The 24,150-nt window shown below is 73.3% G+C and carries 23 protein-coding genes; 6 read left to right on the forward strand and 17 right to left on the reverse strand.

Annotated features, from left to right (window positions below):
* Positions 1-7: 7 nt before the first annotated feature.
* The 4 genes from ACFY01_RS04130 to ACFY01_RS04145 form a co-directional block, all read right to left on the reverse strand.
* Positions 8-1,381, reverse strand: a complete 1,374-nt coding sequence (locus tag ACFY01_RS04130; RefSeq protein WP_390734098.1) for a hypothetical protein — start codon at positions 1,379-1,381, stop codon at positions 8-10.
* Between the two features lie 159 nt (positions 1,382-1,540).
* Positions 1,541-1,987 (reverse strand): hypothetical protein, encoded by a 447-nt coding sequence (locus ACFY01_RS04135; protein WP_390734099.1) that lies wholly within the window; start codon positions 1,985-1,987, stop codon positions 1,541-1,543.
* A gap of 36 nt (positions 1,988-2,023) precedes the next feature.
* The gene (locus tag ACFY01_RS04140) at positions 2,024-2,485 is read right to left on the reverse strand and encodes an SHOCT domain-containing protein (protein ID WP_390734100.1); all 462 of its coding nucleotides are present in this window, start codon (positions 2,483-2,485) and stop codon (positions 2,024-2,026) included.
* A 76-nt stretch (positions 2,486-2,561) separates the two neighbouring features.
* Positions 2,562-3,206 carry an HdeD family acid-resistance protein gene (locus ACFY01_RS04145; RefSeq protein ID WP_390734101.1) on the reverse strand — a complete coding sequence of 215 codons (645 nt, stop codon included), beginning with the start codon at positions 3,204-3,206 and terminating at the stop codon, positions 2,562-2,564.
* A gap of 159 nt (positions 3,207-3,365) precedes the next feature.
* On the opposite strand from ACFY01_RS04145, the gene ACFY01_RS04150 reads away from it, so the two are divergent.
* Together ACFY01_RS04150 and ACFY01_RS04155 are read left to right on the forward strand one after the other, a co-directional pair.
* On the forward strand, positions 3,366-4,001 hold the full coding sequence (locus ACFY01_RS04150) for a potassium channel family protein (RefSeq protein ID WP_390734102.1): 636 nt from the start codon (positions 3,366-3,368) through the stop codon (positions 3,999-4,001).
* Complete coding sequence (locus tag ACFY01_RS04155) at positions 3,998-5,407, forward strand: DUF2252 domain-containing protein (protein ID WP_390734103.1); 1,410 nt, start codon at positions 3,998-4,000, stop codon at positions 5,405-5,407. The genes ACFY01_RS04150 and ACFY01_RS04155 overlap by 4 nt, the downstream gene beginning before the upstream one ends.
* A 30-nt stretch (positions 5,408-5,437) precedes the next feature.
* Here ACFY01_RS04155 and ACFY01_RS04160 read toward each other — a convergent pair whose 3' ends face one another.
* The 4 genes from ACFY01_RS04160 to mgrA form a co-directional block, all read right to left on the reverse strand.
* Positions 5,438-5,635, reverse strand: a complete 198-nt coding sequence (locus ACFY01_RS04160; protein WP_361814023.1) for a hypothetical protein — start codon at positions 5,633-5,635, stop codon at positions 5,438-5,440.
* Between the two features lie 138 nt (positions 5,636-5,773).
* Positions 5,774-6,292, reverse strand: a complete 519-nt coding sequence (locus ACFY01_RS04165) for a hypothetical protein (RefSeq protein ID WP_390734104.1) — start codon at positions 6,290-6,292, stop codon at positions 5,774-5,776.
* A 46-nt stretch (positions 6,293-6,338) separates the two neighbouring features.
* Positions 6,339-9,020: a LuxR C-terminal-related transcriptional regulator gene (locus ACFY01_RS04170; protein WP_390734105.1), complete on the reverse strand. Its 2,682-nt coding sequence runs from the start codon at positions 9,018-9,020 to the stop codon at positions 6,339-6,341.
* A 710-nt stretch (positions 9,021-9,730) separates the two neighbouring features.
* Positions 9,731-10,720 (reverse strand): L-glyceraldehyde 3-phosphate reductase, encoded by a 990-nt coding sequence (gene mgrA, locus ACFY01_RS04175; RefSeq protein ID WP_390734106.1) that lies wholly within the window; start codon positions 10,718-10,720, stop codon positions 9,731-9,733.
* 112 nt (positions 10,721-10,832) lie between these two features.
* Between mgrA and ACFY01_RS04180 the strand changes: the two genes are divergently transcribed.
* From ACFY01_RS04180 to ACFY01_RS04190, 3 genes are all read left to right on the forward strand, one after another.
* Positions 10,833-11,747 (forward strand): LysR family transcriptional regulator, encoded by a 915-nt coding sequence (locus ACFY01_RS04180; RefSeq protein WP_390734107.1) that lies wholly within the window; start codon positions 10,833-10,835, stop codon positions 11,745-11,747.
* Between the two features lie 63 nt (positions 11,748-11,810).
* Positions 11,811-13,310 (forward strand): carotenoid oxygenase family protein, encoded by a 1,500-nt coding sequence (locus ACFY01_RS04185; protein ID WP_390734108.1) that lies wholly within the window; start codon positions 11,811-11,813, stop codon positions 13,308-13,310.
* Positions 13,311-13,337: 27 nt separating this feature from the next.
* Positions 13,338-13,853, forward strand: a complete 516-nt coding sequence (locus tag ACFY01_RS04190) for a DUF664 domain-containing protein (RefSeq protein WP_390734109.1) — start codon at positions 13,338-13,340, stop codon at positions 13,851-13,853.
* On the opposite strand, the gene ACFY01_RS04195 is transcribed toward ACFY01_RS04190, so the two are convergent.
* From ACFY01_RS04195 to ACFY01_RS04230, 8 genes are all read right to left on the reverse strand, one after another.
* Positions 13,835-14,914: an adenosine deaminase gene (locus ACFY01_RS04195; protein ID WP_390734110.1), complete on the reverse strand. Its 1,080-nt coding sequence runs from the start codon at positions 14,912-14,914 to the stop codon at positions 13,835-13,837. The two genes, ACFY01_RS04190 and ACFY01_RS04195, sit on opposite strands and share 19 nt — an antisense overlap.
* A 47-nt stretch (positions 14,915-14,961) precedes the next feature.
* The gene (locus tag ACFY01_RS04200; RefSeq protein WP_390734111.1) at positions 14,962-15,354 is read right to left on the reverse strand and encodes a VOC family protein; all 393 of its coding nucleotides are present in this window, start codon (positions 15,352-15,354) and stop codon (positions 14,962-14,964) included.
* 125 nt (positions 15,355-15,479) lie between these two features.
* Positions 15,480-16,406, reverse strand: coding sequence for a M48 family metalloprotease (locus ACFY01_RS04205; RefSeq protein ID WP_390734112.1), 927 nt, complete (start codon positions 16,404-16,406; stop codon positions 15,480-15,482).
* Positions 16,403-16,777, reverse strand: coding sequence for a BlaI/MecI/CopY family transcriptional regulator (locus tag ACFY01_RS04210; RefSeq protein WP_390734113.1), 375 nt, complete (start codon positions 16,775-16,777; stop codon positions 16,403-16,405). Before ACFY01_RS04210 ends, ACFY01_RS04205 begins: the two co-directional genes overlap by 4 nt.
* Before the next feature lie 502 nt (positions 16,778-17,279).
* Entirely contained in the window at positions 17,280-18,650 is a 1,371-nt protein-coding gene (locus ACFY01_RS04215) for an RICIN domain-containing protein (protein ID WP_390734114.1), read from the reverse strand.
* A gap of 144 nt (positions 18,651-18,794) precedes the next feature.
* The gene (locus tag ACFY01_RS04220; RefSeq protein ID WP_390734115.1) at positions 18,795-20,117 is read right to left on the reverse strand and encodes an aldehyde dehydrogenase family protein; all 1,323 of its coding nucleotides are present in this window, start codon (positions 20,115-20,117) and stop codon (positions 18,795-18,797) included.
* Positions 20,118-20,231: 114 nt separating this feature from the next.
* A complete protein-coding gene (locus tag ACFY01_RS04225) occupies positions 20,232-21,470 on the reverse strand; it encodes an RNA polymerase sigma factor (protein WP_390734116.1) in 1,239 nt (412 codons plus the stop codon).
* A complete protein-coding gene (locus ACFY01_RS04230; protein ID WP_390734117.1) occupies positions 21,470-21,820 on the reverse strand; it encodes a YciI family protein in 351 nt (116 codons plus the stop codon). The genes ACFY01_RS04225 and ACFY01_RS04230 overlap by 1 nt, the downstream gene beginning before the upstream one ends.
* A 115-nt stretch (positions 21,821-21,935) precedes the next feature.
* On the opposite strand from ACFY01_RS04230, the gene ACFY01_RS04235 reads away from it, so the two are divergent.
* Positions 21,936-22,994 (forward strand): acyl-CoA dehydrogenase family protein, encoded by a 1,059-nt coding sequence (locus ACFY01_RS04235; RefSeq protein ID WP_390734118.1) that lies wholly within the window; start codon positions 21,936-21,938, stop codon positions 22,992-22,994.
* On the opposite strand, the gene ACFY01_RS04240 is transcribed toward ACFY01_RS04235, so the two are convergent.
* Positions 22,973-24,115, reverse strand: a complete 1,143-nt coding sequence (locus ACFY01_RS04240; protein ID WP_390734119.1) for an LLM class flavin-dependent oxidoreductase — start codon at positions 24,113-24,115, stop codon at positions 22,973-22,975. The two genes, ACFY01_RS04235 and ACFY01_RS04240, sit on opposite strands and share 22 nt — an antisense overlap.
* Between the last annotated feature and the right edge of the window lie 35 nt (positions 24,116-24,150).

Raw genomic sequence — 24,150 nt, forward strand, 5'->3', positions numbered from 1 at the left:
CGAGGGCTCACCCGGTCGCCCCGGGCCGGGAGGCGGGCCCGGGGCGAGGCGGGCCGGGCTCGCGCCGCCCGAGTCCGGCGAGGCCGGGGCCCGGCGCGAGGAACTCCCGTACGCCGAAGAGGGCCAGGACCACGACGGCGAACCAGAACACCACCATGCCGGTCGGATGGTCCCAGAACACGAACACGATCGAGGCGCCGACGAGGATCACGATGCCGATCCACCGCTTCCACCGCCGGACGAACGGCTCCACCGGCCCGGCCCGGAAGCCGACGTGTTCGGCGACCTGGCGGACGCCGCCGACCGCCGTGGTGCACGCGGCCCGGGTCGTCGTCGCGATCCGGGAGGGACCGGCGAAGAACGCGCCGAGCGCGACCAGCACGGCCAGCACCCCCACCGCGCGAGCGGCCTTCCTGAGGAAGTACACCAGGGCGTCGTAGACGGAGCCCGCCGCGCCCGGGGAGACACCCGACGGCAACTGGTTGAGGAAGTAGGTGCGGAAGACCGTGAGCCCGATGCCGAGCACCAGCATGGCCGCGGCGATCCCGAGCGCGGCGCCGATCAGCGCGTGTCTGCGGTTCCAGGCGGCGTAGACGCCGCCGGCCGCGACCAGCACCGTGACCACCGGGAGCCAGTTGCCGAGGATCTGGAGCAGTCGCAGGTAGAGCTGGAGCTCGTGGAGTTTCGGCGAGGCGTACACCGTGAACTGGGTGTGCACCGTCGGGATCTTCGCGGCCAGTCCCAGGCCCGCGTCCACGAGCCGTGTCTTGACCTGGTCGACGACGGGTGCCAGGTCGATGCTGACCTGGTCGCCGGCGAGCCGGACCGCGCCGCCCTCCCCGGTCAGGGCCTTGACCATGGCGTTGTGCGCCAGCGTGATCGCGTCGGTCCACGCCTTCGCGAAGGCCTGGCTCGTCACGACCCGGTCCGCGGCCGCGCCGATGAGGCTCTTCACACCGTTCTCGATGGGCCCGGTCAGCGGGCCGATCAGCTGGGACACACGGGGTGGGACACCGGGCTGGGACGCCGCCTTGGACAGCTGGTCGACCAGGGCCGGCACGTCGATCTTCTGCACCACGACGTCGGTGACCCGGCGGGAGACAGCCTGCTGCACGTCGGGGTCGCTCGCGAGGGGCCCCATGGTCGCGACGAACCGGTCGGTGTCGGTGATCTGGTCCCGCGCCCAGACGGCCGTGACGGCCAGGATGGACAGGATCGACGCCAGGATGACGAGCAGCACCGATCCGGTGGTACGCAGGGGATGCCGGCGCTGTGACGCCGGCCGGCCGGACGACTCGAGCTGGGCGACCCGCCGACGCAGCTCGTCCAGCTCGCTCTCGCCCGGCTTGCCCGGCTCACCCTCGGCGTCCTGTGGCGGCATGGAGCACTCCCGTCCTCGTCGACGGAGCGCACCCGGCCGGGGCGGCTGCCCGTCGTCGGCCCTACCAGGACACAAGGCCGCCGGAACACGGGCCAGCGGAGGACCCCCGACCGGGTGTCCTCCGGTCGGGGGTCCTCCGTAGGGCGCCCTGCGACCGCCTCACATCCCGCCGCGCCGGCTGCCGAACATGTCGGGCGAGGCCTCGCGCTGCACCACGCACAGGGCCCAGATGACGAACCCGGACATCGCGATCATGACGACCGACCACACCGGGTAGTACGGCAGCGACAGGAAGTTGGCGATGATGATCAGCGCCGCGATGGTCACGCCGGCGATGCGCGCCCACAGCGCGGCCTGGAACAGCCCCAGGCTGACGATCACCGCGACCGCGCCCAGGATCAGATGGACCCAGCCCCAGCCGGTGAGGTCGAACTGGAACACGTAGTTGCGCGTGGTGACGAAGACGTCGTCCTGGGCGATCCCCATGATGCCCCGGAAGATGTCCAGCACTCCGGCGATCATGAGCATGACCGCTCCGAAGATCGTCAGGCCGCCGGCCCATTGCTGCTTCGCCGTGGTCTCGGGCGCGCTGTGTGACGCGGTCATACCACTACCTCGTTTCGTTGCCGTTGGGTGTGTCCGTCAGCGGGGGGACGCGGTGGTCCCCGGCTTCTCCGCCGACCCGTGACCACTGAGGACGAGTTCCTTGGCGCGGCGGAACTCGTCGTCCGTGATGTCGCCCCGGGCCCGGATCTCGGACAGCCGGACGAGCTCGTCGGCACTGCTGCGCCCGCTCCCGCCGGCCGCGGTCTCCCGGACGTAGGCGTCGAAGGCCTGCTGCTGCGCACGCGCCTGCGCCACCTCCCTGCGGCCCATGCCCTTGCCCCGTGCGATGAGGTAGACGAACACGCCCAGGAAGGGCAGGCAGACGACGAACAGCAGCCAGCCGGCCTTGCCCCAGCCGCCCATCTCGTCGTCACGGAAGATGTCGACGATGACCCGGAACAGCAGGACGAACCACAAGACCCACAGGAAGAACCAGAGCATCGTCATGAAGGCACTCAGCAGCGGATAGTCGTACGCGAGGTACATCTGCGCGCTCATGTCACTCCTCCGTCCTGGGCTTCCGCCCAGCCGTTCCATGCCGTTCTCAGCGTGCCCACGTCGAGATCCGGGCGCCTCACCCGGCGCGGGTGACCTTGTCCGGCCTGCGCAGCGCCGACCGCCAGGCGAAGGCGACTCCGGCCTCGGCCAGGCCGAGCAGCACGAGCCACAGGCCGAGCAGCCGGGTCAGCGCACGGGCCGACTCGGCCGGCAGGGCGAGCACCACGATCCCCGCGACGATGGCGAGGACGGCGCCCGCCAGGACGGCGCCGCGGTGCGGCAGGTCCTTGGCGGCCAGGGCCGTGTAGAGGGTGAGGATGCCGGAGGCGAGCCAGACGATCCCGACGATCACCGAGAGAGCGGCGATCGTCTGCAGCGGGTTGCGCAGGCACAGCACTCCGGCCAGGACGTACAGCACGGCCACCACCAGCCCCGGAAGCCGTTCTCCGTGCCCCTCCCGGCCGAACACGGCCACGAACCTGAACGTCCCGAGCACCAGCAGGTACAGGCCGATGAGGACCGCCAGTACGTGCAGGGTCTCGTCCGGCCAGACCAGTACCAGCAGGCCCGGCACGATCGTCGCGACCGCCGAGGCGAGGATCCAGGTCCAGGAACGGCCGAGCCGGCCCAGGACGTCCTCGGCTCCTTCCGCGGGCTGAGCCGCCCCGCCGGGCATGCCTTCCGGTCCACTGGGCGCCGACGGATCACGCGATGTGGTCATGGCTCCTCCTCGCGCGATCGATCGCGGAGCTCGTGGACCGCCGACGGGGCGGTGTGGGGGGGACCTCACCGGGCCAGCGTCCCGCGCGTCCGCGGCCGGCGGATCACCCGCGGTGGGTGATCCGCCGGCCGTCCACGACGCGATGCAGTGGGACACGAGATGAGCGATCCCATGGCCGCCCGGACGGAGCACTCCCGGACCGGGCAGGACGCGTACCCGCCGGGCCGCGGGCACCATGCCGGCCGGCGGGCGGCCGGCATGGCCGCCCTGCGCTCCGTGCTCACCGTCGCCGCGCTCGTCACCGCTTACTACCTGCTGCCCCTGAACGACCTCCACACGGCCGGTGCCCTGATACTCCTGGCGTGCGGCCTGCTGGCGGTCCTGCTGGTGTTCCTGTGGCAGGTGTGGGCCATCATGCGTTCGCCCCACCCACGGCTGAAGGCCGTCGAGGCGCTCGCCGCCACGGTGGCGTTGTTCCTGGTGCTCTTCGCCGGCGCCTACTACCTGATGGACCGGGCCGTTCCCGGTTCCTTCAGCGAGCAGCTGACCAGGACGGACGCTCTGTACTTCACGCTCACCACGTTCACCACCGTGGGCTTCGGCGACATCACCGCCCGCTCCCAGGGGGGACGCGTGCTGACGATGGTGCAGATGACCTGCGGGCTGCTGCTGGTGGGCGGCGCCGCGCGGGTGCTCGCCGGCGCCGTCGAGGCAGGCCTGCGGCGGCGTGAGCAGTCGGCCGAACCGGACGCCGACGACGACACCACGACGCGGGACCGGGAGGCGGGGCCATGACCACGACGAGCGCTTTCACGACCCGGCTGTCGGCCGCCGAGCGAGCGGCCCACGGCAGGCAGGCCCGTACCCGCGTGCCGCGCACGGAGCAGAGCCGGTTCGATCCGGGGCCGAAGCGGCCCGACCCGGTCGAGGTGATCGAACGGCAGTCGGCCACCCGGGTACCGGAACTGGTGCCGATCCGCTACGGCCGCATGCTCGAGTCGCCGTTCCGGTTCTACCGCGGCGCGGCGGCGATCATGGCGGCGGACCTGGGGACTGCCCCGGACACCGGACTGCGGGCGCAGCTGTGCGGCGACGCCCATCTGCTGAACTTCCGGCTGCTCGCCTCGCCGGAGCGCCACCTGGTCTTCGACATCAACGACTTCGACGAGACCCTGCCCGGCCCGTTCGAGTGGGACGTCAAGCGGCTGGCGGCCAGTTTCGCGATAGCGGGCCGGGCCAACGGCTTCTCCCGCAGGGAGCAGGACGGCACCGTACGGGCGTGCGTGCTGGCCTACCGGGAGCGGATGCGGGAGTTCGCCGGCCTGCGCACCCTGGACATCTGGTACGCCCAGGACGACGCCGACCGCATCCGGAAGCTGCTGGCGTCGTCGATGGACAAGGCCGCCAGGCGGCGCACCGCCGAGGCCACGGCGCGGGCCCGCACACGCACCCAGATGCAGGCCTTCGAGAAGCTCACCCGGAACACGGCCGACGGCAGGCGCATCACACCCGACCCGCCGCTGATCACTCCGCTCGGGGATCTGCGGCCGGACCAGGCCGGGGACGGGCAGGAGAGGGAGTTCCAGTCCCTGCTGGAGTCGTACGCGCGGACCCTGCCCTCCGAACGCCGCCATCTGCTGCGCCACTACCGCCTGGTGGACATCGCGCGGAAGGTGGTGGGCGTGGGCAGTGTCGGCACGCGGTGCTGGATCCTGCTCCTGCTCGGCAGGGACGACGACGACCCGCTCCTGCTCCAGGCCAAGGAGGCGCAGGAGTCGGTGCTGGCCGCCCACACCGGCGGCGAGCACTACGACAACCAGGGCCGCCGGGTGGTGACCGGGCAGCGCCTCATCCAGACGACCAGTGACATCTTCCTGGGCTGGACGCACGTGATGGGCCTCGACGGGCGCGGCCGGGACTTCTACGTCCGCCAGCTGCGCGACTGGAAGGGCATCCTGCAACCCGAGACCATGGACCCTACACTGCTCACCCTCTTCGGCAGCCTGTGCGGGGCCTCCCTGGCCCGGGCGCACGCCCGCTCCGGCGATCCCGTCGCCATCGGCGCCTACCTGGGCGGCAGCGACCGCTTCGACCAGGCCCTCACGGATTTCGCGCAGGCCTACGCCGACCAGAACGAGCGGGACTTCGAGGCGCTGGGAGCCGCCGTCCGCTCCGGCCGGCTCCGCGCGGAGTATCTCTGAGCCACCCGCCGCCGTCCGCCCCGCTCCCGGTCACTCCGGGAGCTGCCGCATCTCGACCACGCGCAGCCCGAGGGACTGGAAGCGTGCGAGCAGCCCGTACAGCTGCGCCTCGTCGAGGACGGGGCCGAACAGGACGGTCTGCCCGGACATGACCACGTGGTCCAGCTCCGGGAAGGCCTTGGCCAGCGTCTCCGACATATGGCCGTCGACGCGGATCTCATAGCGCATCGGCAGTACTCCCACGAGCGACCCGCTAACCGGCGTACCGCACCCTCACCTGCGATCCTCCGCTTCGCCGCCCGGCGGGGCCTCACCCGGCACAGGTGATCCGGCGCCCCGTCCGGACGGCCGGTGTCACGGCCGGTCTCAGTGCTTCAGAAGAAGCTTGAAGACGATGATCAACAGGCCGAGCAGCAGGTTGACCGAAGCGGTGAGCGTGGCGAGGGGCCAGGAGGCGCCGGACCGGCGCGCCGCGGCCACGGACCAGCCGACCTGCCCGGCGACTGCCACCGAGAGGGCCAGCCAGACGGCGCCCTGGAGGCCCAGGCCGAGCAGGGGGCTGACGGCGACCGCGAGGGCGGGCGGGACGGCGGCCTTGACGATCGGCCACTCGTCCCGGCACACGTGCACCACGGTCCGGCGGTCCAGGCGCCGCTGCGCCAGGTGCGCGCCGAACAGCTGGGCGTGCACGTGCGCCACCCAGAACACCACGCCGGTGAGCAGCAACAGCACGACGAGTTCGACGCGCGGGTACGAGCCGAGGGCGCCGGCGCCGGCCACCACGGAGGCCGCGAGCATGGAGCCGTAGACACCGCCCGTGTAGTCGGCGTGCGCCCGGCGCTCGTCACCGCTCGTCCGCGTCGCCGCGGGGCCGGTCCTGTACATGGCGGCACCCCTGTCTGGAGGACGTCGGCTCCCCATCACCCTCGGGTCACAGCAGCCGGAGGTCCCGGGCGCGGCGCACGGCGTCGCTGCGCCGGTTCACCGCCAGCTTCCGGTAGGCGCTCTTGAGGTGGGTCTTCACCGTGTTCACCGACACGTGCAGGTCGGCGGCGATCTCCTCGGTGGACATCATGCGGGCGGCCCGCTCCAGCACGTCGCGCTCGCGCCCGCTGAGGTCCTCCACGAAGAGCGGCGGGGGCGTGGCCTCGGGACGGACCGGCCCGCCCGGTTCCACCGGTCCGTGTTCGAGCCAGCCCGCGGCCAGCTGCCGCAGCGGTGGCACGACCAGGAGAGGCCGGAGCCAGGGCCCGGCGTCCCGGAAGGGGCGGCGCAGCCGCTCACGACGGGCGTCGACGAGTGCCTGCGCGAGCAGCCTGCGGGCGGTGGCGGTGTCTCCCGCCCGCTGGGCGGCCTGCGCCCGTACCAGTGCGGCCCGCACGGACACCGCGGGACCGATCCGCGCGTCGCCGCGCACGCTGTCGAGCAGCTCGATCGCGGTACGGGGATCACCCGCGGCGAGCTGGATCCGCGCGGCCTCCACGGCGCAGGCCGGCTGGTCGTCGGCCACGTTCCGCAGCGCCTCGGCGGCGTTCTCCGGCCGTCCCGCGGCGAGGTGGGCGGCGGAGGCGACCAGGGCCCCGTGGCTCTCCGCCCAGGGCGAGACCACCTCGGCCGGGACGGCCGGGCCGGCCGCGTCCAGCGCGGCCCGGGCCTTGCCCCGGGCCAGCAGCAGCCGCGCCCTGGCGATGGCCTGTCCCGCCGCCATCACCGGGTCGCGCACCGCGGAGCGGAGCCCGGCCACCTCGTCGAGGAGGGTCTCGGCCCGGTCCAGTTCGTCGCGGTCGACGGCCACCGCCGCCAGCACGAGCCGTTCGACACCGGAGCCGGACGGCTGGGGCAGGCTGTACCGCTCCGTCTCGGAGACCGCCGCCAGCGCCTTGCGTTCCGCTCTGCCGGGCCAGCCGTTGAGGTAGTCGAGCAGCGCCAGGTGCCCCAGCGACTCCTCCCGGGGCAGCACGGTGGCGGCCCCGCCGGACGATCCGGCCACCGTGGACAGGGCGGCGCGGGCGTCCTCGAAGTGCCCGGCCCACAGGCGCGTGGCGCCCAGATGGGTCAGCAGGAGGGCGGTGAGTTCGGGATGCTTCTCCAGCAGGTGGGCCGGAACCTCCGGCCGCAGGTCCGCGGCGGCCTCGGCGGCCTTCTCCGCCTGCCCGGGAGACCCGGTCAGGCGGGCGGCCAGGGTCTCCAGCAGCGCGCAGGTCAGCAGGGCCGCCGCCTGGCCGGGCGCGTCGCCGGCCAGGAGCTCCTCGGCGTGGTGCAGGTGGGCCAGGCCGCGGTCGAGATCGCTGCTGGACAGTTCGCGGGCCGCGCGCACCAGGACCGTCGCGGGAGTCGCGGCCTCGGCTTCCATCCGGGAGAACAGTCCGGCGAGGTCGTCGGAGCGCAGACCGGTCAGGAGCTGTCCGATCGCCAGGTCGTCGACGAGGGCACCGGCGGTGAAGTCCCAGTCGCCCGCGGCGGCGCCGTGTGCGAGGGTCTCCGGGAGCAGGCCGGCCCGCCGCAGCCACTGGGCCGCCCGCCGGTGCAGTTCGGGTTCGAGACCGGGCAGGCGCACCCGCAGATGGGCCCTGAGTATCTCCCCGAACAGCGGGTGGAGCCGGTACCAGCCGTGCCCGAGGTCCTCCACGAAGGCGTTCTCCCGGTGCAGCCCGGCGAGGATGGCCTCGGCGTCGGACTGGCAGGTCATCGCGTTCGCCAGATCGGGGGAGAACCGCTCCAGGACGCTGACCCGCAGCAGCAGGTTCTGCGTCTCCTCCGGCTGCCGCTTGAGCACCTCGGCCAGCAGATAGTCGGCGACCGTGCTCCGGTCCGCCTCGAACTCCTTCAGATACCTCTCCGGGTCGGCGCTCTCCTGTGCCGCGAGGGCACACAGGCGCAGGCCCGCGGCCCAGCCCCGGGTGCGCTCGACGAGGCCGCGCGCGGAGTCGACGGGCAGACGCAGGCCGTGCAGCTCCAGCAGGGTGACGGCCTCCTCCGGGGTGAAGGCCAGTTCCGCGTCGCGGATCTCGGTCAGCTCGCCGGCCGCCCGGTACCGGTGCAGCGGCAGCATCGGCTCGGTGCGGGTGACGATGATCAGGCGCATGCCGGGGCCGGCGTGGTGCAGGACGAACTCCAGCTGCTCCGCGATCTCCGGGGCGGTCACCCGGTCGTACTCGTCGAGGACGACGGTGACGGACCGGTCACGGCCGCTGAGGCCGGCGGCGAGCGCGGCCAGCAGCCTCTGGTCGACGCGCGTCGCCTCGGCCGGGCAGCCGATCTCGTCCGGCACGGGAGCACCGCAGTCCCGCAGGGCGTGCAGGAGGTACGCCCAGAACATCCCGGGGCGCTGGTCGCCCGCCTCGAGGGTGAGCCAGGCGACGGGCTCCGCGAGGCCCGCCGCCCAGTCGGCGACCAGCAGGGTCTTGCCGGCGCCGGCGGCTCCGTTGACCATGGTCAGAGGGGTCTTCAGCGCCTGCTGGAGGTGCTGGACCAGCCGCTCGCGCCGCAGGAACGTGGCGGGCCTGGTCGGCAGCGCGAACCGGGTGTGCAGGATCGGGTCCCCCAGGGGATCCACACCCGTGGCGGCCGTCCCCCAGTCGTTTTCGTCGATCACAGCCACTGCACTCACCACCCGCTGTCCATCGGGCCGGGAACAGCGCTCTCTCCGATCAGCTTCGCAGCCTTCCCGTCCGCGCGCGCGGCACACGAAGGCGGACACCTCGGGCGACTGGGCTCCCGCCCGGGGTCTCCACTGCTGGGACCGATCGGCACGAGCTCGTCCCGAAGGCACGGCGACGCCCCTCGAAGCCGGCGACGACAGTGCGCGGCCGACCGCCCGCCCCGGCCGCACCACGCCCCCGGCTACCGCCCGCCGCGGACGGCGGCGGAGCGCCGCGCCCCTGGCTACCGCCCGCCACGAGCGGCGGCGGAGCACCGCGCCCCGGCGCGCCGGGCCCGTGGTCGCGGCCGAGGCGGTGAACGATCGGCACGTCCGGCGGGGCACGGCGACGCACATCGCAGATGCGGCGACGACAGTGTGCGGCCAGCTCCCCGCCCCCGCCGCACCACGCCCCCGGCTACCGCCCGCCACGGGCGGCGGCGGAGCACCGCGCCCCGGCGCGCCGGGCCCGTGGTCGCGGCCGGGGTGGTGAGCGGTCGGCGCGGCCGGCGCTCCGCTGAGGCCTGCTGCCGCCTTCCCGTCGTCCGCCCGGAGGGCGGGCCCGGCGCCGCCGGGGCGGTGCTGGGGCATGCGGGCCGGGCAGGCTTTGGGCCCCGTCGTCGCCCTCCCGTTAGCCCGCCCGACGGCCTGCCCCGCGGCGGGCGGGGAGGAAGAGAAGCGGCCTAGCCCTTGACCACCGCGTCGATCCGCGCCAGCTCCTCCGCGTCGAAGTCCAGGTTGCCGATCGCGGCGACGCTGTCCGCCAGTTGCTGGGGGCTGCTCGCGCCGACGAGGGCGGAGGTGACCCGGCCGCCGCGCAGCACCCAGGCCAGGGCGAGCTGGGCCAGGCTCTGGCCGCGGGACTTGGCGATGTCGTCGAGGGCGCGCAGCTTGCCGACCAGTTCCTCGGTCACCGCGTCGGAGTTGAGGAAGGGGCTGTCGCTCGCGGCCCGGGAGTCCTCGGGGATGCCGTCGAGGTAGCGGCCGGTGAGCAGGCCCTGCTCCAGCGGGGAGTAGGCGATGGAGCCCGCCTGGAGTTCGTCGAGGACGTCGAGGAGGCCTTCCTCGGGGCGGCGGTCGAGCATGGAGTAGCGCGGCTGGTGGATCAGGAGCGGGGTGCCCAGCTCGCCGAGGATGCGGGCGGCCTCGCGGGTCTGCTCCGGGGAGTAGTTGGACACGCCGACGTAGAGCGCCTTGCCCTGCTGGACCGCCGAGTGCAGGGCACCCATCGTCTCCTCCAGGGGAGTCTCCGGGTCCGGGCGGTGCGAGTAGAAGATGTCGACGTACTCCAGACCCATCCGCTTCAGGCTCTGGTCGAGCGAGGACAGCACGTACTTGCGCGAACCCCATTCGCCGTACGGGCCGGGCCACATGAGGTAGCCCGCCTTGGTGGAGATGACCAGTTCGTCGCGGTACGGCGCGAAGTCGGCCTTCAGCGCCTCGCCGAGGGCGGACTCGGCGGCGCCGGGCGGCGGGCCGTAGTTGTTGGCGAGGTCGAAGTGGGTGACCCCGAGGTCGAAGGCCCGGCGCAGGATGGCGCGCTGGGTCTCGACGGGACGGTCGGGACCGAAGTTGTGCCACAGACCGAGCGACAGCGCCGGGAGCTTCAGACCGCTGCGTCCGGTGCGCCGGTAGGGCATGTCCGTGTAACGGTCGGGGTGTGCGGTGTACAACGCGACTCCAGAGGGGTTGGCACACTATCTACCGGCGCCCACTCTGGCGCGAGCGGCGTGCAGCGGTCCAACAGAAGAATCCGATGGTATTCAGCGGATAGGCTTCTCAATCATGGAACTGCGCCATCTCCAGCACTTCGTCGCCGTGGCCGAGGACCAGCACTTCACCCGCGCGGCGGAGCGGCTGATGGTGTCCCAGTCGGGCCTGTCCGCGTCGATCCGGGCGCTGGAGCGGGAACTGCGGGCGCCGCTGTTCGTGCGGACCACCCGCCGGGTGACGCTGACCGAGGCGGGCCGCGCGCTCCTCGCCGAGGCGGAGCGGATCCTGGCGCAGGTCAGGGCCGCGCACGAGGCGGTGGCCGCGGTGCAGGGGGTGCTGCGCGGGACGCTGGCGCTGGGCACCGAGCAGTGCATCGCCGGGGTGCACGTGGCGGGGCTGCTGGCCGCGTTCCGGCGGCGGCACCCGGATGTGGAGATCCGGCTGCGGCAGGCGGGCTCGGGCGCGCTGGCGGAGGAGGTGGCCGCCGGGCGGCTGGACCTCGCCTTCGCCTACCGCACACAGGCGGACAGCGACCAGCTGCGGTCGGTGTCGCTGACGAGCGAGCCGATGACCGTGCTGTGCCATCCCAGCCACCGCCTCGCGACGGCCGGACCGGTGCTGACACCGCACGACGTCGGCGGGGAGGTCTTCGTCGACTTCCACCCCGACTGGGGTCCGCGCCGCACCACGGACGCGGCCTTCGCCGCCGCGGGCGTGCGGCGCACGGTCGCCCTGGAGGTCAACGACGTGCACGGTCTGCTGGACCTGGTCGACGAGAACCTCGGGATCGCCGTGGTGCCCCGGCACTTCCGCCACAAGCGGCCGGGGCTCACCGCTCTGCCCCTGAAGGGCACGGGCGAGGCGGAGTACGAGACCGTCGCCCTGCTGCCGCCGGAGCAGGCCACCGGCCCCGCGGCCCGCGCGCTGGTCGGGCTGCTCGAAACAGGGGGTCTGGCACCACCCCTGGACGGTCCCCAGGCCCCCTGACCGCGGCCGCCCGCCGCCGCAGACTCGTGAGCGTCACACCGACGACGTTCAGGAGTGGGAGAGATGGCGGAACACACTCGCCGGACCGTGCTGCGCTCGGCGGCCGGGATCGCGGCCACCGGCGCGCTCCTCGGGACGGCCGGGCACCCGGCGGCGGCCCGGGCCGCCCAGCGCATGACGGAAGGCCGGTACCCCTTCCTCGAGGGTGCGTTCACACCCGTCACCGAGGAACTGACCGCCTACGACTTACCGGTGACGGGCCGCGTACCGCGCGAGCTGAACGGCCGCTTCCTGCGCAACGGCCCCAACGTCCTCGGCCTGGAGGACCCCCGCGCCCACCACTGGATGCTCGGCGAGGGCATGGTCCACGGGGTCCGGCTGCGCGACGGCAGGGCCGAGTGGTACCGCAACCGCTGGGTGCGGTCCTCGCAGGTGGCGAAGAAGCTGGGTGAGCCGTGTCCGGGCCCGGTGCCGCCGGACGACTTCCCCTGCAACACGCACGTGATCCCCTACCGGGGCCGGATCCTCGCGCTCCAGGAGAGCGGTCCACTGCCCTACGAACTCGACGGCGAGCTGAACACCGTGGGCACCCACGACTTCCGGGGCACCCTGGAGGGCGCGTTCACCGCCCACACCAAGTACGACGCGCACGCCGGGGAACTCCACGCCATCGCCTACTACCCGACCTGGGACCACGTCCGGCACCTGGTGGTGGGCCCGTCCGGCGAGGTCGCCCGGACCACCCGGATACCGGTGGCGGACGCGCCGATGATGCACGACTTCGCGCTCACCGAGCGGCACGTCGTCGTCTTCGACATCCCGGTCACCTTCGACCCGGGGGCCGCCGGCCGCGGCACCCCGGTGCCCTACGTCTGGAACCGTGAGCACCCCACCCGCGTGGGCGTCATGCGGCGGACCGGCGGTCCGGTGCGCTGGTTCGGGATAGAACCGGTCTTCTGCTCGCACACCCTCAACGCCTACGACGAGGGTTCGTCCGTGGTGGTGGACCTGACGACCTGTCCGGCACCCTTCGAGGTGGCCGGGCGCGGCACGGACGGCCCGTCAGCGGTGGGCCCCGCCAGGCTCGAACGCTGGACGGTCGACCTGCGGCACGGGCGGGTGCGGCAGCGGGTCCTGGACGACCGGCCGCAGGAATTCCCGCGCGTCAACGAGGCGTTGGTCTCCCGGCGCCACCGCTACGGCTACTCCGCCGCGGCCGCGGACATGTCGCTCGCGTACCTGACGTCCGACGGCAACCCGCCCGACCGCGCCTTCTCCGACGCGCTCATCAAGCACGACCTGCTGCGGGGCCGCACGCAGGTGCACCGGTTGCCGAGGAACGCGGCGGCGGGCGAGGCGGTGTTCGTGCCGCGGGACGCCGCGGACCCGGGGGCCGCGGAGGACGACGGGTACGCGCTCGCCTACGTCCACGACCCGGATCGCGGGGCGGCCGACCTGGTCGTCCTCGCCGCCCAGGACTTCACGGGCGAGCCGGTCGCCCGGATCCATCTGCCGGGACGGGTACCGCTGGGCTTCCACGGGAGCTGGATTCCGGACGCATGAGGGCACGCGATGCGCGATGGTGGACGTATGCACGCAAGGGACATCCTCATCGACGGCTTCGGCCGCGTCCAAGAAGAAGTCCATGCCGCCCTCGACGGGCTCGGGCCGGACGAACTCCACGCCCGCCCGGCCCCCGCAGCCAACTCCGTCGCCTGGCTGGTCTGGCATCTCACCCGGGTCCAGGACGACCATGTCGCCGACGCCTTCGACCTGGACCAGGTGTGGCTGTCGCAGGGCTGGGACAAGCGCCTCGGGCTCGATCTGCCGCGCCACGACACGGGCTACGGGCACAGCCCCGCCAAGGTCGCCAGGGTACGGGTGGACTCGGCGGACCTGCTGACCGGGTACTACGACGCCGTGCACGAGCAGACGCTCGGCGTACTGCGGGACCTGCCCGCCAAGGACCTCGAGCGCGTCGTGGACGAACGCTGGGATCCCCCGGTCAGCCTGGGCGTGCGGCTGGTCAGCGTCCTGTCCGACGACCTTCAGCACATCGGACAGGCCGCCTACGTGCGGGGGCTCCTTCAGAGCACGGACGCGTAACCGGGCAGGACCACGTCCTCGATGAGGGCCTTGCGCTCGTCGAACGGGATGAACGCGCTCTTGAGGGCGTTCACCGTGACCGTGCGCAGGTCCTCGACCGTCCAGCCCGCCTCCTCGACCAGCAGGGACATCTCGCGGGTCATCGTCGTACCGGAGACCAGCCGGTTGTCGGTGTTGAGGGTGACCCGGAAGCCGAGGTCCTTCAGGGCGGTGATGGGGTGCTCGGCGATCGAGGTGGCGCAGCCCGTCTGGAGGTTGGAGGTGGGGCACATCTCCAGGGCGATGCGTCGGTCGCGCACCCAGCCGGCCAGCCGGCCGAGCTTGCCGGCCGCGAGGTCGGGGATGTCCTCGGTGATGCGCACACCGTGGCCGATGCGCTGGGCGCCGCAGACCTGGAGGGCCTGGTGGATGCTGGACAGGCCGTACGCCTCGCCGGCGTGGATGGTGAACGGCACGCTCTCCCGGCGCAGGTGCTCGAAGGCGGCCAGGTGGTCGGCGGCGGGGAAGCCGTCCTCGGCGCCGGCGATGTCGAAGCCGACGACACCGGCGTCCCGGTAGGCGACGGCCAGGTCGGCGGCCTCGCGGACGCGGTCGAACATCCGCATGCCGCACAGCAGCGTGCCGACCCGCACGGGGGTACCGGCGGCGGCCGCCTTGGCCATGCCGGCGGCGAGGCCCTCCTGGACCGTCTCCACGACCGCGCTCAGCGACAGCCCGCCCTTGGTGTTCAGCTCGGGGGCGTAGCGCACCTCGGCGTAGACGACGCCGTCGGCGGCGAGGTCCAGGACGTACTCCTCGGCGACCCGCAGGAGGCCCTCGCGGTGCTGCATGACGGCGAGGGTGTGTTCGAAGGTGGCTATGTAGCGGACCAGGTCGCCGGAGTTCGCGGCCTCGAAGTACCAGGCGGCCAGCTCGTCGGGGTCGGTGGTGGGCAGGGTGTGGCCGACCGCGGCCGCGAGCTCGACGACGGTGGCGGGGCGCAGGCCGCCGTCGAGGTGGTCGTGCAGGACGGCCTTGGGCAGGCGGCGGATCACTTCGGCGTCTACGCGCGTAGCGGTCATGGCTGGTCTTTCCTTGGGCGTTGGTTCGAAGCGGCTGGTATGACGTGTCAGTCGGCGGGCTGGAGCAGGTCCCAGCGGTTGCCGTACAGGTCCTGGAAGACGGCGACCGAGCCGTAGGGCTCGTGGCGCGGTTCCTCCAGGAAGGTCACGCCGGCGGCGGTCATCCGGGCGTGGTCGCGGGCGAAGTCGTCCGTGTGCAGGAAGAATCCGACCCGCCCGCCGGTCTGGTCGCCGACCCGGGCCTGCTGGGCGTCGCCCTTGGCGCGGGCCAGCAGCAGACCGGTCCCGGCCGCTTGCGGCGCGGGCTCCACGACGACCCAGCGGGAGCCGTCGGGGCGCGGCTCGTCCGCGGCGAGCCGGAATCCGAGGGCCTCGGTGTAGAAGCGGATCGCCTCGTCGTAGTCGTCGACGACGAGGGTGACCAGGGCGACGCGTTTCATCGGGGCCTTTCGCGGATGCGCCGGAGGGGATGTACCGGAGGGCGGTTGACGGGTGAGGTTATACGTAAAACGTCACGGATGCCAGTCCACGGAGCACGGGGCTCCGGCGTGCGGCGGGCCCGCGGTCAGCCGCGCTCCTCGCCCTGGGCGACCTCCACCCGGTGGTGGAAGTCGATCACCCCGGTCGCGGACGCGGCGAAGGAGAGGCCGGCGCAGGCGACGAGCACGAGGGCGATCCAGGAGGGGGCGGCGGCGCGGCGCGGGGCCGTCAGGAGGGCCTGCACGCGCTGGGGGACGGGCCCGGTCGTCACGGCCGGGGCGAAGTCCGGGCGGTCCCCGCGGGCGGCCTGGCCCACCAGGGCGGCGCGGGCGATGGCGCGGGCGGTCAGGCGCCGGTCGCCGACGGCGTCGGCCGCGGCCTCGTCGGCGGCGCGCTCGGCGGCGAGCCGGATGGTCTCGCGGACGGGGCGCAGCGCGGGGTGACAGTGGGCGGCGAGCTCGGCGGCAGCGAGGAAGTAGTGGTGGCCGCCCTGGTTGTGGGCCCGTTCATGGGCGAAGAGGGCCTCCCGCTCGGCGGCGTCCAGACTGCGCAGCATCCCGGTGGTGACGACGATCCGGTGCGGGCGCCCGGGCAGCGCGTACGCGTCCGGGTGCGGCGAGTCGACCACGCACAGGTCGCCCGCGGCGGGCCCGCGCCCGGCCTCGGAGCGGGCCGCGCGGAAGGCGCGGGTCTGACGGCAGACCGAGCGCGCGAGGGTCCAGGCGCACACGGCCAGCACGCCGACGGAGGTCGCGGCCGCCGGGACCACGAAGAGGTCGGAGGCGGTGCGCAGGGGGTGGACGAGTTCGCCGAGCGTGGCGAAGAGGGACACCTTGAGCAGGCCGATGAGCACGAAGGCACCGAGCGCGGCGAGCGAACAGCCCGCGCACACGACCGCCGAGACGGTGATCAGCCACAGCGCGGCGGCGGGCGCCAGCCGGTCGGCGGTCCGCCGGGCGAGCGCGGGCAGGGCGAACGTCAGCACGAGCGGCAGGAGCAGCAGGACGGTCATCGCTCTGCGGGGGGTTCGAGGAGGTCGCGCAGGATCCGCTCGTCGTCGGGGCTGAGCTGGGCGACGAAACGGGCGAGCACGGTCTCGCGGTCACTGTCCCGGTCGAGCTCGGTGTGCATCCGGCGGGCGGTGAGGCCCTGGGCGTCCTGGACCGGGAAGTAGGCGTACCCGCGGCCCTGCCGCCGCCGGTCGACGACTCCCTTGTCGTGCAGCCGGGTCAGGATCGTGGTCACCGTGGTGCGCGCCAGGCCGGCACCGAGGCTGAGCTGCACCTGGCCGGGCGTCTGGGGCGCGCCGGCGGCCCAGAGGGCGGCCATGACGCTCGCTTCCAGCTCGCCGGCCGGACGGCGTTCGTCCTTCGCGTCGGTCATGGAAAGGTTCCTCACCCCGTATCCGTCCGCGGATGATCGGCTCATCCGCACGATGCCGTCTTCCATTATGGAAGAGCCGGACCCGTGCGCGGCGCGTTCAGCCACCGTAGCTCCTCGTCGGTGCGGCACAGGGCTCCCGCGGCGCGTTCTCGGCGAGGTGGTCGGGATTGCCGGTGCCGGGAACGGCGAGCACGTGCGGGCCCTGGTGCAGGGTCCGGGCGACGCGCCGCGCTCCGCCGGCGAACTCATCAACACCGCGCTGGGACGGAGCGTGCCCGGTCGCTCGGCCTGCCGGACGCGTCCGCGGTGACCGATGGAGTGGCCACCGGCGGAGTCTCGCCCACGCGCCCGGCACGGCCGAGGAGATTCTACGGAGTACGTCTATGTGTTCAGGGCGGCCACCACACGGGCCGCCCCCAGGCCGTAGCCGCGCACGCCGAGGACGGCGGGCAACTCGCGGACGACCGACTCGCACACGCGCCCCGGCACGACCGCAGAGGCCCTACGGATACGTGTACGTGTTCAGGGCGGCCACCGCGGAGGCCGGGTCGCCCAGGTCGTAGCGGTCCACGGCGAGGAAGGTGGGCTTCTTGCGGGCGGCCGGCTGGCAGAAGCGGCGGGCGCGGTCGGCGAGTTTGGTGTTGTCGCTCTGCGCGGTGGCGGTAACGGTGGCGTCACGGAAGTGGTTCATCACGAACAGCGGGTGGAAGCCGGACTCGGAGCGGGTGAGCGGGAGGGTGGTGTTCGCGTCGTACCAGCGGCTGTAGCAGGACCAGTCGGAGGAGCCGATGCCCGGGCCCATCGACCAGTAGTTCTCCACGGTCCACTCCCGCTGGTACATCACGCCGAAGCTGTCCCGGGTCAGCCCCGCCGACTCGTCGGCCGCACGGCTGTGGTCGGTGAAGATCAGCAGCCGCTGACCGGCCGCGGTCAGATCGGCCAGCCTGGGCCAGCCGTTCTGCCGTACCCCGGTCCGGTCGGGCCGGTAGAGCACGTCCGACAGGCCGTTCACGCGGGCGAGTTCGGAGCGCAGGACACCGGGGTCGACGTAGTCCTCCAGGAAGATGGTGGCGAACTGGTCGGGGTGTGCCTTGAGGAAGTTCACGATCCGCTGGACGTCCACCCACAGGGCGACGGGCCTGCTGACGAGGGTGCAGCTGTCGTGGCAGAGGATCGCGCCGTCCGGGGTCTGATGGATGTCCAGCATGAATCCGCGGACGCCGTCGGCGAGTTGCTGGTCGATGCCCCGGGTCTGGTTGGGGAAGAGGTTGACGAAGGGCGGGGCGAAGCCGCCGTCGACGCCGTTGGCGTAGGCGTTGTGGGCGGTGAGGAAGGTGACCTGGTCGAGGGTGCGCCGGTCCGGCGAGGGCATCGGGCCGGTGGTGGGCGAGACCGGGGTGAGGTACCAGGCGGTGAGGTCCCCGGCGGCGCCGACGGTCAGCCGGTCCGGGTAGGTGCCGCCGGAGGGCTTGGCCCCCAGGGACAGATACCGGTCGGTGCCCGGGGACCTGAGCGTGTAGCGGTCGTCTCCGAGCGGGCTGATCTCCCAGGCCGCGTCGGCGCTCGCACAGGTGACGGTCGCGGCCTGGTCGCCGGAGCGGCCCAGGCAGCTGCCCGCCGTGTCCGTGCTCTCGAGGACGTACGACGATCCGCTCGCCCTCAGGTTCCACTGCTGGTGGTCCTCGTCGCCCTTGGGTCTGTGCTGCTCCACCGCTCCCCCGTGGTCCGCCGCGTCGAGGCCGGTCACGGCGCTCTGGACGTAGTACACGCCGGCGGCCGGGACCGCGGTGGCGGCGTGGGCGTGGGACGGGGGTGCGACGACCGCGGCGGCGAGCGCGACGGCCGTGGCGAACAGGGCGTGGGGGGTGCGCATGCGGGTGCCCTTCCTGACTGACGGTTGAAGGTCAGGTGCATGACACCATGGCACGCGGTTTCACGTCAGCGGTTCCGCTCGCACGACCCGGTGAGCCGGGCCCGGCCGCCGGTGCTGCGGCCGGGCCCACGGGAACCCGGGGGGTCAGTGCAGCGGCTTGGACAGCACCGCCTTGCGGTGACTGAACGTCTCGATCGAGTACCGCCCGTGGTAACTGCCCGTACCGCTCTCCCCCACCCCGCCGAACGGCAGGTCGGAGACGGTGAGATGGGCGAGGGGAAGGCCGTACCCGAGGCCGCCGGAGGAGGTCTCGGCGGCGATCCGCTCCCTGGTCCCCTCGGACTCGGTGAACACGTACAGCGCGAGGGGCTTGTCGCGGTCGTTGACGAAGTCGATCGCCTCGTCGAGGCCGGGCACCGTGACGATCGGCAGGATGGGACCGAAGATCTCCTCCTGCATGACGGGGGACTTCGGGTCGACGTCGGCCAGCACGGTTGGCGCGAGGTACTTCGCCGCGCGGTCGCCGGTGCCGCCGACGATCGCCCGGCCGGAGTCGAGCAGGCCGCTGAGCCGGTCGAAGTGGCGCTCGTTGACGATCCGGCCGTACTCGGGCGAGGTCGCGGGGTCGGTGCCGTACAGCGCCTGCACGGCCCGCACGAGCGCGGGTTCGAGAGCGGCGGCGGTCTCCGGGTCGGTGAGCACGTAGTCGGGGGCCACGCAGGTCTGGCCCGCGTTGAGGAACTTGCCGCGCGCCAGCCGGTCGGCGACCGTGTCCAGGTCGGTACCGCGGTCGACGAACGCCGGTGACTTGCCGCCCAGTTCGAGGGTGACCGGGGTGAGGTGCTCGGCGGCCGCGCGCATGACGATGCGGCCGACGGTGCCGTTGCCGGTGTAGAAGACGTGGTCGAAGCGCTCGGCCAGCAGGGCCGTGGTCTCCGGGACACCGCCCTCGACGACGGCGACCGCGTCGGTGTCGAGGTACGCCGGGATCAGCCGGGCCAGCGCGGCCGAGGTGGCCGGGGCCAGCTCGCTGGGCTTGGCGACCACCGCGTTCCCCGCGGCCAGCGCGCCGACCACCGGGGCGAGCAGGAGCTGCGCGGGGTAGTTCCAGGGGGCGATGACGAGGACGACGCCGAGCGGGTCGTACTGCGTCCAGGCCGTCGCGTCGGCGCCGAGGTGCGCCGGGACGGGGGCGGGCTCGGGGCGCAGCCACTCGGCGAGGTGGTCGAGGGTGTGGTCGATCTCGCGGACCGTGAAGTCGATCTCCGTGCGGTAGGCCTCGGTGGCGCTCTTGCCCAGGTCTGCGTGGAGCGCGGCGGCGAGCGCGTCGCCGTTCTCCGTGAGCATCGCGCGCAGGCGGCCCAGCTGGCCGGTGCGCCACTCGACGGGCTTGGTGCGGCCGGTGCGGAAGGTGGCGCGCAGCCGGGCCACGACGTCGGCGGGCTGCTCGGGGGTGGAGTGGTTCACGGGGTGCCTCGCTGGTGGGTGCACGGACCTTGCGGCCCGACAGTACGGTCTCGAAGGGTCAGATGTAAATGCCAACCTTTCAGGTACCAAAATAAATCCCGGGGGCGGGTACGGTCACTTCGCGCGCACCAGCTCCCGCCGGCGCCGTTCGAGATGCGCCCGCTCCGCCGGGCTCGTGGCGAGCTCCGCGGCCGTCTCGTACTCCCCTACGGCCTCGGTGTGCCGGCCGAGGCGGCGCAGCAGTTCGGCGCGGACGACGTGGCGGACGTGGTAGCCCGGGAGGTCGAGCTCGTCGACCAGGCCGAGCGCCCGCGCCGGGCCCTCGACCTCCGCCACGGCTACCGCACGGTTCAGGGCGACCACGGGGCCCGGGGCGACGGCCGTCAGCTGGTCGTACAGCCGCAGGATCTGCCCCCAGTCGGTGGCCGGGGCCGTCGCCGCGTCGCTGTGCACGGCGTTGATCGCGGCCTGGATCTGGTACGGCCCCGGCCGGTTGCAGCGCAGGCAGCGGCGGACCAGGTCCTGGCCCTCGGCGATCAGGGCGCGGTCCCAGCGGGCGCGGTCCTGCTCGGGCAGCGGCACGAGGGCGCCGTCCTCGTCCTGCCGGGCGGCCCGCCGCGCCTCGACGAGCAGCATCAGCGCGAGCAGGCCGGTGGCCTCGGGCTCGTCCGGCATCAGCTCGGACAGCGGACGGCCCAGCCGGACGGCTTCGGCGCACAGCTCGGGCGCGCCGGTGTACCCCTCGTTGCAGATGAGGTAGAGGACGGCCAGGACGCCGCCGAGCCGGTCGGGCAGGTCGGCGTCCCGGGGCACGCGGTACGGGATGCCCGCGTCCCGGATCTTCGCCTTCGCCCGGACCAGACGCTGGGCCAGGGTCGGCTCCGGCACCAGGAACGCGCGGGCGATCTGCGCGGTGCTCAGCCCGCCGAGCAGCCGCAGGGTGAGGGCGACCCGGGCCTGGGGGGCGAGGGCGGGGTGGCAGCAGGTGAAGATCAGGCGGAGCCGGTCGTCGCGCACGGGGCCCTCCTCGGCCGGTGCGTCGGGCGCGTACAGCCGGGCGGCCTCGGCCTGCCGTGCGTCCCGGCCGGCCTCGCGGCGCAGCCGGTCGACCGCGCGGATGGGGGTACCTCCCGGCTCGAGCGAAGTCGAGAGCTGGGGGAGGGCGGAGGTGATGATCCAGCCGGACGGGCCGGGCGGCACCCCGGTCTCCGGCCACTTCCGCACGGCGGTGGCGAAGGCGTCCTGGACCGCTTCCTCGGCGAGGTCGATGTCGCCGAGGAAGCGGACGAGGACGGAGACCGCACGCCCGTACTCGGTACGGAAGACGGCCTCGATGTCCGGGGTGTCGGGCATCAGTGCTGGTCCACGAAGGGCCGCACCTCGATGGGGAGGGTGGTGGCCAGGGCGGCCTTGCGGCCCCACTCCAGGGCGGCGTCCAGGTCGGGGGCCTGGATCAGGCACAGACCGCCCAGGTACTCCTTGCCCTCGGCGTACGGCCCGTCGGTGATGAGCACGTCGCCGTCCTTGGGCCGCAGCACGGTGGCCGTCTCCGGGCCGTGCAGTCCGCCGGCGAAGACCCAGGCCCCGGCCTCGCGCAGCTCGTCGTTGAAGGCCTCCACATCGCGCATGATCCCGGCGAGCGCGTCGGGCTCGGGCGGCTGTGCTCCGGCCGGCTGGACCACGCTGAGCAGGTAGTGCTTCATGATGTCCTCCTTGGTGTCGCCGGGGGTGCTCCCGGTGGGGGGCGTCCCACCTCCTACACGAACGGCACAGTCCCGGATCGACATCTCGGCCCGCCGGATCGGGAGAATTCTCCGTATGACCATCGCAGCACACCCGCTCGTCGTCCGTGCCCGCCGGCTCGCGGACGAGCTGCTCGCCCCGAACGCCGAACGCGTCGACCAGGAAGGGGTGCCCGCGAGTCACATCGAGGCGGTCAAGCGGTCCGGGCTGCTCGGGTTGGGCGCGCCGGTGGCGTACGGCGGCTCGGCGGCGCCCGCTCCGGTGGCGCGGGAGACCGCCGAGATCCTCGCCGGGGCCTGCTGCTCGACGTGGTTCGTGCAGACGCAGCACCACACACCGGTGCAGATCCTGGCCAAGGGCGAGACGGCCGTCCGGGAGCGGCTGCTGGGCCCGCTGGCACGCGGAGAACTCATGTCAGGGGTCGCCTACGCGCACCTGCGGTCCCATCCGCGCACCCCGGTCCGGGTCACCCGGGACGGGACCGGCTGGCGGTTCGACGGCACCGTCCCCTGGTACACCGGCTGGGGCCTCAACGACGTGCTGCTGCTGGCCGGGTTCACCGACTCCGACGAGGCGGTCTTCGCCTTCGCCGAGGCCCGCGACCAGCCGGGCCTGCGCGCGTCGCCGCCCATCCGCCTGGCGGCCCTGACCGCCGCCCGCACGGTGTCGCTGGAGCTGGACGGCCTGTGGCTGCCCGGGGAGGCGGTGGCTCTCCGGATGCCGTACGAACGCTGGGCGGCGACCGACCGTGACCGGACGGTGAACGCCTCCCCGGCGGTGTTCGGCGTCGCGGAGGCGGCCCTCTCCTTGCTCGACGAGGAGACGGCCGGCCCGATCCGCGCCCGCCTGGACGAGGTCCGCCGCCGGGCCTACGCCCTGGCCGACGATCCGGCGGCGGCCGGGCACCCGGCGGAGCGGCTGGCGCTGCGGACGCGGTCGTACGACGTCATGCGGACGGCCACCACCGCGGCGGTGGTGGCCGGCGGCGGCCGGGCGATGACCTTGGACAGCAAGGCTCAACGCCTGGCCAGGGAAGGTCTGTTCCTGCTGGTGCAGGGGCAGACCGCGCAGTCGCGCGAGGCTCATCTCGACGCCCTGACGGGGCGTGGACCTCAGCTCGCGAACGGCACCTGAGCGGCGGGGGCGGTGTCCTGCCCGAGCGGATGCCGCCACACCCCGCGCGCGGCGAGCCTCGGGAGGACGCCCTCGCCGAACCAGTACGCCTCCTCCAGGTGCGGGTACCCGGACAGTACGAACTCCTCGATGCCGAGGGCCGCGTACTCCTCGATCCGGTCGGCGACCTCCTCGTGGCTGCCGACCAGGGCCGTGCCCGCCCCGCCCCGGACCAGTCCGATCCCGGCCCACAGGTTGGGGTGGATCTCCAGCCCGTCCCGGCCGCCGCCGTGCAGGGCGAGCATCCGCTGCTGGCCCTCGGACTCGCTGCGGGCCAGCCCGGCCTGCACGGAGCTGACGGTCGCGGGGTCGAAGCCGGCGAGGAGCCGGTCGGCCTCGGCCCAGGCCTGCTCGGCGGTGTCCCGGGTGATGACGTGCAGCCGGATCCCGAACCGCAGCGTCCGGCCCTCCTTCGCGGCCAGCCCCCTGACCCAGGCGATCTTCTCGGCGACCTGCGCGGGCGGCTCGCCCCAGGTGAGGTACACGTCGACGTGCCGGGCCGCGACCTCGCCCGCGATCGGCGAGGACCCGCCGAAGTACACCTCGGGGACCGGGTCCGGCACCCGGGCCAGTCTGGCGTCCTCCACCCGGAGGTGCTCGCCGTGCAGGTCGACGGTCTTGCCGTCCCACAACCCCCGTACGACCTCCAGGAATTCGCCGGTGCGGCGGTAGCGGTCGTCCTTGTCCAGGAAGTCGCCGTAGGCACGCTGCTCGTGGCTCTCGCCGCCGGTGACCACGTTGAGCAGGAGCCGCCCGCCGGTCTGCCGCTGGAAGGTGGCGGCCATCTGGGCGGCGAGCGTGGGTGACACGAAGCCGGGCCGGAAGGCGACGAGGAACTTCAGCCGCTCGGTGTTCTGGCTGACCATCGCGGTGGTCAGCCAGGCGTCCTCGCACCAGGCCCCGGTCGGGGTGAGCGCGCCGACGAAGCCGAGGTCCTCGGCGGCGCGGGCGATCTGGCTCAGGTAGGCGACCGTCGGCGGCCGGTCCCGTCCCGAGGCGGTGGCCGGGGTGCCGTGGCCACCGCCGACGACGTGGCGGCTGTCGCCGTTGGTGGGCAGGAACCAGTGGAAGGTGAGGGACACGTGGGGTCTCCGATCGCGAGTGTCCGTGGTCGGGC

Source organism: Streptomyces sp. NPDC001480 (genome assembly GCF_042894725.1).
In the GTDB taxonomy this organism is placed as follows: Bacteria; Actinomycetota; Actinomycetes; order Streptomycetales; family Streptomycetaceae; genus Streptomyces.

What these genes read in the sequence shown, in the direction of transcription:
- ACFY01_RS04130 (WP_390734098.1), bottom strand. Translation starts at nt 1,381, where the DNA reads ATGCCGCCACAGGACGCCGAGGGTGAGCCGGGCAAGCCGGGCGAGAGC.
- ACFY01_RS04135 (WP_390734099.1), bottom strand. Translation starts at nt 1,987, where the DNA reads ATGACCGCGTCACACAGCGCGCCCGAGACCACGGCGAAGCAGCAATGG.
- ACFY01_RS04140 (WP_390734100.1), bottom strand. Translation starts at nt 2,485, where the DNA reads ATGAGCGCGCAGATGTACCTCGCGTACGACTATCCGCTGCTGAGTGCC.
- ACFY01_RS04145 (WP_390734101.1), bottom strand. Translation starts at nt 3,206, where the DNA reads ATGACCACATCGCGTGATCCGTCGGCGCCCAGTGGACCGGAAGGCATG.
- ACFY01_RS04150 (WP_390734102.1), top strand. Translation starts at nt 3,366, where the DNA reads ATGAGCGATCCCATGGCCGCCCGGACGGAGCACTCCCGGACCGGGCAG.
- ACFY01_RS04155 (WP_390734103.1), top strand. Translation starts at nt 3,998, where the DNA reads ATGACCACGACGAGCGCTTTCACGACCCGGCTGTCGGCCGCCGAGCGA.
- ACFY01_RS04160 (WP_361814023.1), bottom strand. Translation starts at nt 5,635, where the DNA reads ATGCGCTATGAGATCCGCGTCGACGGCCATATGTCGGAGACGCTGGCC.
- ACFY01_RS04165 (WP_390734104.1), bottom strand. Translation starts at nt 6,292, where the DNA reads ATGTACAGGACCGGCCCCGCGGCGACGCGGACGAGCGGTGACGAGCGC.
- ACFY01_RS04180 (WP_390734107.1), top strand. Translation starts at nt 10,833, where the DNA reads ATGGAACTGCGCCATCTCCAGCACTTCGTCGCCGTGGCCGAGGACCAG.
- ACFY01_RS04185 (WP_390734108.1), top strand. Translation starts at nt 11,811, where the DNA reads ATGGCGGAACACACTCGCCGGACCGTGCTGCGCTCGGCGGCCGGGATC.
- ACFY01_RS04190 (WP_390734109.1), top strand. Translation starts at nt 13,338, where the DNA reads ATGCACGCAAGGGACATCCTCATCGACGGCTTCGGCCGCGTCCAAGAA.
- ACFY01_RS04195 (WP_390734110.1), bottom strand. Translation starts at nt 14,914, where the DNA reads ATGACCGCTACGCGCGTAGACGCCGAAGTGATCCGCCGCCTGCCCAAG.
- ACFY01_RS04200 (WP_390734111.1), bottom strand. Translation starts at nt 15,354, where the DNA reads ATGAAACGCGTCGCCCTGGTCACCCTCGTCGTCGACGACTACGACGAG.
- ACFY01_RS04205 (WP_390734112.1), bottom strand. Translation starts at nt 16,406, where the DNA reads ATGACCGTCCTGCTGCTCCTGCCGCTCGTGCTGACGTTCGCCCTGCCC.
- ACFY01_RS04210 (WP_390734113.1), bottom strand. Translation starts at nt 16,777, where the DNA reads ATGACCGACGCGAAGGACGAACGCCGTCCGGCCGGCGAGCTGGAAGCG.
- ACFY01_RS04215 (WP_390734114.1), bottom strand. Translation starts at nt 18,650, where the DNA reads ATGCGCACCCCCCACGCCCTGTTCGCCACGGCCGTCGCGCTCGCCGCC.
- ACFY01_RS04225 (WP_390734116.1), bottom strand. Translation starts at nt 21,470, where the DNA reads ATGCCCGACACCCCGGACATCGAGGCCGTCTTCCGTACCGAGTACGGG.
- ACFY01_RS04230 (WP_390734117.1), bottom strand. Translation starts at nt 21,820, where the DNA reads ATGAAGCACTACCTGCTCAGCGTGGTCCAGCCGGCCGGAGCACAGCCG.
- ACFY01_RS04235 (WP_390734118.1), top strand. Translation starts at nt 21,936, where the DNA reads ATGACCATCGCAGCACACCCGCTCGTCGTCCGTGCCCGCCGGCTCGCG.